Source organism: Candidatus Atribacteria bacterium (assembly GCA_011056645.1).
Taxonomy (GTDB): Bacteria; Atribacterota; Phoenicimicrobiia; order Phoenicimicrobiales; family Phoenicimicrobiaceae; genus Sediminicultor; species Sediminicultor quartus.
This window is the reverse complement of record DSEL01000160.1, coordinates 1-9,158: the sequence shown is the minus strand read 5'-3', so window position 1 is coordinate 9,158 and position 9,158 is coordinate 1. Positions and strand designations below refer to the sequence as shown.

The 9,158-nt window shown below is 35.6% G+C and carries 8 protein-coding genes; all 8 read left to right on the top strand.

What is annotated here, in order from left to right; translation table 11 throughout:
* Positions 1-446: hypothetical protein (locus tag ENO17_07060; GenBank protein HER24788.1), on the top strand; the 446-nt coding region annotated here is incomplete at its 5' end.
* Positions 447-907: 461 nt separating this feature from the next.
* Positions 908-2,071: an extracellular solute-binding protein gene (locus ENO17_07055; protein HER24787.1), complete on the top strand. Its 1,164-nt coding sequence runs from the start codon at positions 908-910 to the stop codon at positions 2,069-2,071.
* Positions 2,072-2,320: 249 nt separating this feature from the next.
* Positions 2,321-3,379 (top strand): ABC transporter ATP-binding protein, encoded by a 1,059-nt coding sequence (locus ENO17_07050; GenBank protein ID HER24786.1) that lies wholly within the window; start codon positions 2,321-2,323, stop codon positions 3,377-3,379.
* A gap of 3 nt (positions 3,380-3,382) precedes the next feature.
* A complete protein-coding gene (locus ENO17_07045; GenBank protein ID HER24785.1) occupies positions 3,383-4,237 on the top strand; it encodes an ABC transporter permease subunit in 855 nt (284 codons plus the stop codon).
* Position 4,238: 1 nt separating this feature from the next.
* Positions 4,239-5,117, top strand: coding sequence for an ABC transporter permease (locus tag ENO17_07040; GenBank protein ID HER24784.1), 879 nt, complete (start codon positions 4,239-4,241; stop codon positions 5,115-5,117).
* 833 nt (positions 5,118-5,950) lie between these two features.
* Positions 5,951-7,237 carry an ABC transporter substrate-binding protein gene (locus ENO17_07035; protein ID HER24783.1) on the top strand — a complete coding sequence of 429 codons (1,287 nt, stop codon included), beginning with the start codon at positions 5,951-5,953 and terminating at the stop codon, positions 7,235-7,237.
* A gap of 72 nt (positions 7,238-7,309) precedes the next feature.
* A complete protein-coding gene (locus ENO17_07030) occupies positions 7,310-8,200 on the top strand; it encodes a sugar ABC transporter permease (GenBank protein ID HER24782.1) in 891 nt (296 codons plus the stop codon).
* On the top strand, positions 8,200-9,030 hold the full coding sequence (locus ENO17_07025) for a carbohydrate ABC transporter permease (GenBank protein HER24781.1): 831 nt from the start codon (positions 8,200-8,202) through the stop codon (positions 9,028-9,030). The genes ENO17_07030 and ENO17_07025 overlap by 1 nt, the downstream gene beginning before the upstream one ends.
* The last annotated feature ends 128 nt before the right edge of the window (positions 9,031-9,158 follow it).

Genomic DNA, 9,158 nt, shown 5'->3' with positions numbered 1-9,158 from the left:
GCCCTTCCTTCCCAACACCAGAAGCTCAATGTTTGGGAGAGCATATTTTTCATTATGCCCTTATACCTCATCAGGGCAATTGGGATGATGCCCGAGTTTCTCAGAAGACAAGTCAGTATAAGACAAAAATATTAACTAAGCAATTAAAGAACCAACCAGGAAATTTTTTAGATAAATATAGTTTTATAGAATTAGAAGGTGGCTATTTAGTGATTAGTGCCCTTAAAAAGCATGAATTCGAAGATAAACTGTTAGTCAGGGTTTATAATCCTACCGATAGAGAGACCACCGGAAAAATCAAGTTTGGATTTAATATTCATAAAGTATTTATAGGTAAGTTGGATGAAAGTTATGAAGAAGAATTGCCCTATAACAATGGAATAGAAATAGAGCTTAAACCAAAAGAAATAAAGACCATTATTTTTGAAGTGTTATTTTCTAAATAAATATTTTAAAAACAAGATGAAGAAATTTACTTTAAATTTTTTTTGACAAGAAAACAATTTTATTATAAAATAAAACAACCTGCAATCGAATGCATAATTATATATAGCCCTATAATTATAAAAATCCACCGAAAATGAATTCTTATTTTTGTCACCATTTTAAATTTTTATTGATGAACTCAGCATGTAACCATTGAATAGCAATAAAGTTGTGCAAACTTAGATAATTAGAAATCAAAAGATGTGAACTTATCAGGATAAACCAAAGAAAAGTATTTTATCCATTTAAATTATTTTATGCAATCGTTCGCATTCAATATTTAACAACCTAAAAGCTCCCTGTACTCATAACTGAAAAATGTCCGTCAAAATACACGGGGACTAATCAAAGGAGGTGAGATTTAAGCGTAAAATTTTCTCTAAATGTTTTTAAGATTTCAAAATATTTTTAGGAGGTAAAAATGGAAATTAATTTAAAAAGTCGTTTAGCATTCTTTATGCTATTTTTATGTTTGGTTGTGTTTCTTTCTGGAATTACTTTTACCGTAGTTGCTCAGGAAATTGACCTGCAGAAAGCCAGCTGGGATGAGATAGTTACTGCTGCCAAGGAGGAAGGGCAGGTAACATTCTATGCCTGGTATTTTCCAGACTATTTTAAAGAAGCAGCTCAGGATTTTGAGAAGCAATACGGTATTAAAGTCAATTTGATTATCGGGGATTCGACAGCTAACTTCAATAAAGCAATATCGGAAAAGGATCGTGCCGTTGGTACAATCGACGTAATGATTGTTGGAGGACAGTGGGTAAAGACTAGTATGGATCTGGGTTTGTTCACCGGACCCATGAAAAACGTGATACCCGATGCAGACAAACTGGCTCCGTCTCTTTGGGAAGTTCAAGAGGGTGTGTTAACTAAGGGATATCTCACTCCCTTCCATAGGAATCAGACCGGTATCCTTTATGATCCGGAACGTGTTTCCAATCCGCCCCAGACTTGGGCAGAACTCGAGGCTTGGATAGATGCCAACCCCAAGAAATTTGGTTTCAATGATCCTTCAAAAGGTGGTTCCGGCCAATCCTTCGTTCACACATTAATCAAAGAAACTACGGGAGGTTTAGATAAATATAAAGGTGACACAGATGTGGTTCCAGAGAAGGTAGCGAATTGGAACCTGGCTTGGAAGTGGGTCAACGATCGTGAAGATAAGCTAACCTTTACTGTATCAAACAATGACTCCATCATCAGGATCAATGACGGAGAAATGGCTATGACCTTTGGTTGGGATGATAATGTCAAAGATATGATGAATAAAGGAAACATCTTTGCCAGAGCCAAAATGTATATTCCTAAAATGGGGGCGGCTGGTGGTGGAGATACCATGGGCTTGCTTAAGAACGCACCGAACAAGGCCGCTGGTGCGCTTTTTATCTATCATATCACCACAAAAGAGCAGCAGCTTAAGAAGTTCGAAATGGTGGGTGCTTATCCTGCAAGAACCGATATTGCTTTAGAAGGAACGCTATTAACCGAAGAAGATAGAGCGAATAATGCAATTGCATGGTTCCCCGCACCTTATAAAAGCTTCATGATTTCTGAATTCGTCAAGAATGTCTTGATGAAATAGAGTACAAGCTATCCAAAACCTGTTGAAAAAAGGAAGGTAAAAGCGAGAAGGTGGAGGCTTAACGGAAATTCAGCCTCCACAAACAAAAGCGCTGTCAGGGGATGAATCATCCCCTGACAGCATAGACTGTTTGGGGTTTGAATGAGAACTTTAAAATGATTTGTGCTTATCATTAAAAGATATTATAGAGATCTATACCACAAGGAAAGACGTACACTTTATTAAATTTTATACGAATGGGGGAGTTTTGTGTCAAAGCTGAGGATTGTAAACTTAACCAAAAGATTCAATGAAGTCCTGGCTGTGGATAATATAAGTTTAGAGGTGGCTGATGGTGAATTTGTCACCCTACTCGGTCCTTCAGGCTGTGGAAAGACAACTACTTTGAGGGCTATTGCAGGATTCTGCAATCCTGACGGGGGTGAGATATTTTTTGGAGACAAGATCATGAACAATATTCCTCCAAATAAACGGAATACCGCTATGTGCTTCCAATCCTATGCTTTATTCCCCCATATGTCCGTCTGGGACAATATAAGCTTCGGATTAAAAATGAAAAAAATTCCTCAAAAGGAACAGAAAAATAAAATCTTAAAAATAATGAAAATGCTGGGAATTGAGAATTTGGAAAAACGCAAACCCGGGCAGCTGTCTGGAGGACAGCAGCAGCGGGTTGCCCTGGCAAGAGCTATTGTAACCGAACCTCAGATTCTTCTTTTTGATGAGCCGCTTTCTAACCTGGATGCCAAGTTGCGTGTTCAAGTAAGAGTAGAGATAAGAGAGATGCAAAAACGGCTGGGAATAACATCTCTATATGTGACTCATGACCAGGATGAGGCTTTGGCGATATCAGACAGGATTGTGGTTATGAATCGAGGTCATATTGAACAATTGGGAGATCCCTATACCATCTATCGAACTCCCGAAACCAGTTTTGTAGCTGGATTTATCGGTCTTGCGAATATCTATGAAGGAACAATAGTTAAAAGGGATAGGAACCGCTATATTGTTGAAGCTCCTTTTGGAAAGATAACTATTACCTCAAAGAACCAGAAACTACCCGAAGCGAGCAAAACTATGAAGTTTGTCTGGCGGCCTGAGGATATGAAGATCTATACCCCAGGAGCACCGAATAGAGTCAAAGGGCAAGTTCTGCAAGCTGTTTTTATGGGAAATATTACCGATATCTTCATGGAAGTTCAAGGAAATAAGATACGTGCCCAGACTGATGAATCCAGGAGATTTGTCACCGGAGATATCATAGAGTTTAGTATTCCCGAGGACGTTTTCAGCATCTTGAGGAGGTAAAAGATGAAGGAAAAGGAGATTTCACCAACAAATATCCTTATGCTTTTTCCGGGCGTGGGATTCATCCTCTTGTTTATCGGGTCATCCATTTTTCTAACCCTCATGCAAAGCTTTGGCCTCTTTAGTATTACCGGAAAATCAGTGTTTACCTTAGAAAATTGGAAAGCAATATTACTAAGTAGAGAGTCCATGGATTCTCTCTTCTTTTCTCTTAAGATGGGTCTTTTAAGTTCAATAGGTACCGTGGTTGTTGCCTTTCCTATAGCTTTGTTTTTTAGAAAGGGCGGAACTGGGAAAGGAATCTTAGGTTCTATTATCAAAGTGCCGCTCTTTATACCCGCTTTAGTGGCTGCTTTTCTTATCCTTAACCTGATTTCCTACCATGGGCTGGTAAATACTTTACTTATGCGTCTTAATATAATCGATGAATCATTACGTATGCTCAATGACAAATTTGGCTGGGGAGTGGTTTTTATTCAGATATGGAAGAATCTACCCTTTGTGCTACTGATTGTGATGGCATCCTTAGCATCGATTAGGGATGATACCATCGATGCGGCGAAAAATCTGGGGGCAGGATACTGGTCCATATTGTTTAGGATGTATATACCCTTAGCAATGCCAGGTATATTAGTTTCTATGATCCTTATGTTTATTAAGGCCTTTGGAGATTTCCCGATATGTAGTGTTGCCGGGCCGATATATCCTTCATCAATGGCAGGACGGATGCACATCATGGCTACCCTATATCAGGAATGGGATCAAGCAGCAGTATTAGGAGTGATCATAATTGTGACTGCTTTCGTAGTCATCTGGGCTTATTCACGATTAGCAGAATTCGTAAAAGGAGAGGCCTAATATGGCTTCAACAGATAGTAGTAAAAACAAAATACCTTTACATATTATTCAGGCACGAAGGATAAGGAATTTTTATTTGCTCCTGATGATCTTTTTTATGATCATCTTGATTTTGTGGGTTGGAATACCTATACTTATGACGGTGATGTGGTCTTTGGTTGACCCCAAGAAACCCTGGTCTTATCCTAATATTTTCCCGCCAAGCTTTTCGCAAGCGCAATGGAAATATGTGTTCGATTATACCAATATCGGACGGGCTTTGCGTACTAGCTATAGTTTGGCACCACTGGCAGTGCTTTCCTCATTAATTTTATCATTACCTACCTCCTATGTATTGGGTAGAAAGAAAATACCTGGGAAGAAGCTTTTTATGTTGGTAGTACTCCTCCCTATTATCATGCCCGGGATGGTAGTAGCTCTTTTTCTTAGCAGAGTATTCACTGCATTTGGATTGAGCCAAACGTTCCTGGGTCTGGTGCTTGCACATACACTTATGAGCATACCCTATATGATTCGAGTGATGACCACCAGTTTTCAGGCAATTCCTCAGGACGTGATAGACGCTGCGGAGAATTTAGGGGCGAATACTTTTGTTAAAATCAGGGATATCTTCTTACCCATGATTCGTCCTGGATTGCTGGCAGGTATGATCTTTGCCTTTACTGTCAGCATCGAAGAATTTAATCTTACTTTTATTATCGGTACACCTACCTTCGAGACCATACCCACCATTCTCTATTCATTCATGGGATACAATTTCATAAGAACCAATGCTTCAGTAGTAGCGCTGCTTATGATGACACCAAATATTATCATGCTTTTTATCGTAGAGCGTTTTCTTAAATCTGACTATTTAGCAGCATCTTTAGGGAAAATGTGATATTAATAATTGAGTAAAAAGAAACAACCATTGTTTTATGAATTTTAAAGGGAATGGTTGAACCAACTCAATCATTTGACAATTTTTTCTGGCTTTTTAAGAACGGGGTTTGTTGGTGGTATTGTTATAAAGTATTATAAAAAAACTTTGACAAGAATAATAGTTTTATTATAAAATAAAGGCAACTGCAATCGAATGCATAATAAATTCTATTTATAAAGCTCCTTACTTTTTGCACCCGTTAGATTTTTAGTTAAATTAATAACTTGCCGAAGAGTTTTAGAAAAACAAAATTACAGGTGCCAGCAAATTTTTCAAGAGAATTAATTAGAGAAATTTTATTTAAATAAATGTCGAAATGCAAACGTTCGCATAAATTCTAAATAAATATGCACCCTGCTTATAAAAAATTGTTGCTTTATTTTACATGGTAAAATGGTAAAGAAAATTTCTTCTACGATGACTTGAAAGAACAGATTAATAAAAATAGAAATGTATCTTCTTCTCAACTATTATAATGCAAAAATTATCTTTAGGCGGAATTTAATATCATCTTAAAACAATAAATATCAAATTTTAAAAAATAGAAAAAATTTATAATTAGAATCTGAATATATTACGATCAGTTTTAGAAAAAAAATAAATAGAATAAACTGAAGATATAGTAAAATATATCTTAATTATATAAAGACCCCACTAGAAGAGCATATAGAATGCTTGCTAAGCTGTACAAGAGAGGGAAAAAAGTAGAAAGGAGGTTATAAAAATAATTATTTGAGAAGAATTGTTGAGATTAAATTTCTTGTATCTAAAAATTAGGAGGTAATTTTAAAGTGAAAAGGTATTTAATAAGTACAATGATATTGGTAGTAATTTTGGGTATGTTTTTATCAACATTGGCACTTGCAGCTGGCGGACCATTGGTTTTGGCTACGAATAATGCCCCAGAAGGCAAATCAATGGCTAAGGCGCTTGAAGAATTTGGAAAACTTAAAAATATAGAAGTAGAAGTTGTTGAGGCTCCTTATGCAAATCTATTTGAAAAGGAACTTATTGACCTTTCAAGTGGAACAGGACTTTACGATATCATTCTTTTAGACGATCCTTGGTTTACTCAATTCGCAGAGAATGATTGGCTTACAGAATTAACTTCTTATTTTCTTGAAAAGAAAGAAGCGGGACTTTCTGCAGACTTTATTGATAAATCCCAAGCAATTTGTAGATATCCTTATGCAGAAGGATTGTTGTATGCTGTTCCTGCAGTAGGTAATGCGCAAATGTTTTTCTATAGAAAAGATTTATTTGAAAAATACAATATGTTTGCAGCCCCTGCAACTTGGGAAGAAGCTTACGAGGTAATGCTAAAAATTAAAGAAAATGAAGATGGTGTTTTTGGATATGTTTTAAGAGGTCAGCAAGGAAATCCAGTAGTGGCCCAGTTTATGCCAATATTTTGGAGTTTTAATGGCAAAATGTTCAATGAGGATAAGACGGAAGTTTGGATTGATACACCCGAAGCTCTTAATGCGTTAAACTTTTTTATAAAACTTAAAGAAATTTCTCCTCCTGGTGCAGAAAGTTTTAATGCGCAGCAGCTTGCAACTTATATGCTTCAAGGGAAAGCTGCCTCAACTATTAATTGGCCTGCATTTGTTCCCACCTTTGAAGATCCCAAAGAATCAAAGATTGTGGGTAAGATAGCTTATGCAGCTATCCCTTCTGATGTTGCTGTTGGAGCATCTGAGATAGGACATTGGCTTGCTGCTATTCCTGCAGGTTCTAAGAACAAAGAAATGGCCTTTGAATTTATTCATTGGGCTACTTCAGCTGAAAAACAAAAAGAACTTGCTCTTAAGTGGGGTAATCCACCAACAAGAAAATCAGTTTTCCAAGATCCCGAATTATTGGCAATGACTGAATTTAGACATTATCCTGTACTACTTCAAGCAATTTCTAACTCAAAACCAAGACCTCGAATTTCAAATTGGAATGAAGTAGAAAATACATTTGGTATCCATCTTTCAAAGGCAGTAGCCGGACAAGTATCGCCAAAAGAAGCTCTTGAAGCAGCCCAGAAAGAAGTAGAAATATTGATGAAAAAAGCAGGTTATATTAAATAATCGCTAACACCTATGCTGGGCAATCTGTAAAGATTGCCCAGTTGTTTTTTTAAACTTATATTGGAGAAAATTATGCAAGTAGGCAATATATCTAAATGGTCTGAGAAAAATCTTAAATATCTGCTTATTATGCCCACTGTATTTCTATTAATAGCATTAACAGTATACCCCTTAATTTATGCTGTTATCGCTAGTTTTCATGTAATTAATATACGTACTGGTGAAAACGTCTTTATAGGTTTTACAAATTTTATAGAAATTTTTAAAGATCAATATTTTTGGAATGCTTTTAAAAATACCATAATTTTTACTGGAGTCGGTGTGACTATTGAATTTACGCTTGGACTAATTCTAGCTTTATTTTTAAGTTCTAAAATTATTGGTCGAAATATTTTTCGAAGTCTTTTATTATCTCCCATGATGCTTCCTCCTATAGTTGTAGCAGTAATATTTAAAATTATTTATATTCCTGAGTTTGGAATTATTAACTGGGTTTTGGGTTTATTTGGTATTAGGGGAATTTTATGGGAAGCAAGTGTGCATACAGCACTGCCTTCATTAATACTCGTTGATATTTGGGAATGGACTCCTTTTATGTTTCTTATATTGTTAGCTGGATTACAATCCTTGCCTCTTGATCCTTACGAAGCAGCCGTAGTAGATGGTGCTTCAGGTTCTCAAATATTTAGATATATTACTTTGCCTCTTCTAAAGCCCGTAATTGTAATAGCTTTGCTTCTTAGAACAATGGATACTTTGAGAATATTCGATCAAATTTTTATAATGACTGGAGGAGGTCCTGCAAACACTACAGAAACTTTAAGTCTTTATATTTATAGACATGGATTTCGTTTTTATAATATAGGTTATGCTACTGCAATGTCATTTTTATTACTTATATTTACAGTAATTATAAGTAATTTTTTTATTAAATTTCTTAAAACTGAAAAGGTTTTTGAATAATGACAAAAAAGATTTTTAAGTATACTTTTATTATTTTAATTACTCTAATTACCATTTTACCAATTTTCTGGCTAATCAGCACCTCTTTTAAAAATCCGGTAGATATATTCGCCATACCACCGATATTCATCCCATTAAAGTCATCCTTTACATTTGACCATTATTTCATTTTATTTGGTGAAATGGGATTTGTGAAATATATTATAAATAGTATCATTGTTTCAACAACAACTACTCTTGTTTCATTAACAATAGGCACTTTAGCGGCTTATTCGCTAGCAAGATTTAAATTACCGCATAACCTAAATGAACATTTATCTTTTTGGGTTCTTTCTACAAGAATGTTTCCACCGATTATAACGATTATACCTTTATTTACTATGATGCAATTTTTTCATCTGGTTAATACAAAGGTTAGTTTAGTGATTGCATATACAGCATTCAATTTACCTTTTGTTGTGTGGATGATGAGAGGATTTTTTATAGAGATTCCTAAAGAATTAGAGGAAGCAGCTATGGTGGATGGATCTACTCGAATGGTAGCTCTGTGGAAGATCATTCTTCCGATAGCAAAATCGGGAATTATTGCCACAGCTATATTTACTCTTATTATGTCTTGGAATGAATTTCTTTTTGCTTTAATTCTAACACAAACCCGAGCATCAGCTACATTGTCAATCGGAGTTGCTTCAAGAGTCACGGAATATGAAATCCTTTGGGGACAGATGAGTGCAGCTGGGGTTATTGCAATTACACCAGTTTTAATCTTTGCCTATTTAGTTCAAAAGTATTTGGTCCGGGGAATGTCCTTTGGAGCTGTTAAAGGGTAAAGGCGTATAATAATAAAAAATTTAAAGAAGAGTTTTTGCTAATATAGGTAAACATAATAAAAAATATTTTAATTTAATTAAAAATTATGAAAAGGGAAATAAGATGCAGTTTTCATTATGTATAGATT

Coding starts and splice junctions, on each gene's coding strand:
- ENO17_07055 (HER24787.1), top strand. CDS start 908: ATGGAAATTAATTTAAAAAGTCGTTTAGCATTCTTTATGCTATTTTTA.
- ENO17_07045 (HER24785.1), top strand. CDS start 3,383: ATGAAGGAAAAGGAGATTTCACCAACAAATATCCTTATGCTTTTTCCG.
- ENO17_07040 (HER24784.1), top strand. CDS start 4,239: ATGGCTTCAACAGATAGTAGTAAAAACAAAATACCTTTACATATTATT.
- ENO17_07030 (HER24782.1), top strand. CDS start 7,310: ATGCAAGTAGGCAATATATCTAAATGGTCTGAGAAAAATCTTAAATAT.
- ENO17_07025 (HER24781.1), top strand. CDS start 8,200: ATGACAAAAAAGATTTTTAAGTATACTTTTATTATTTTAATTACTCTA.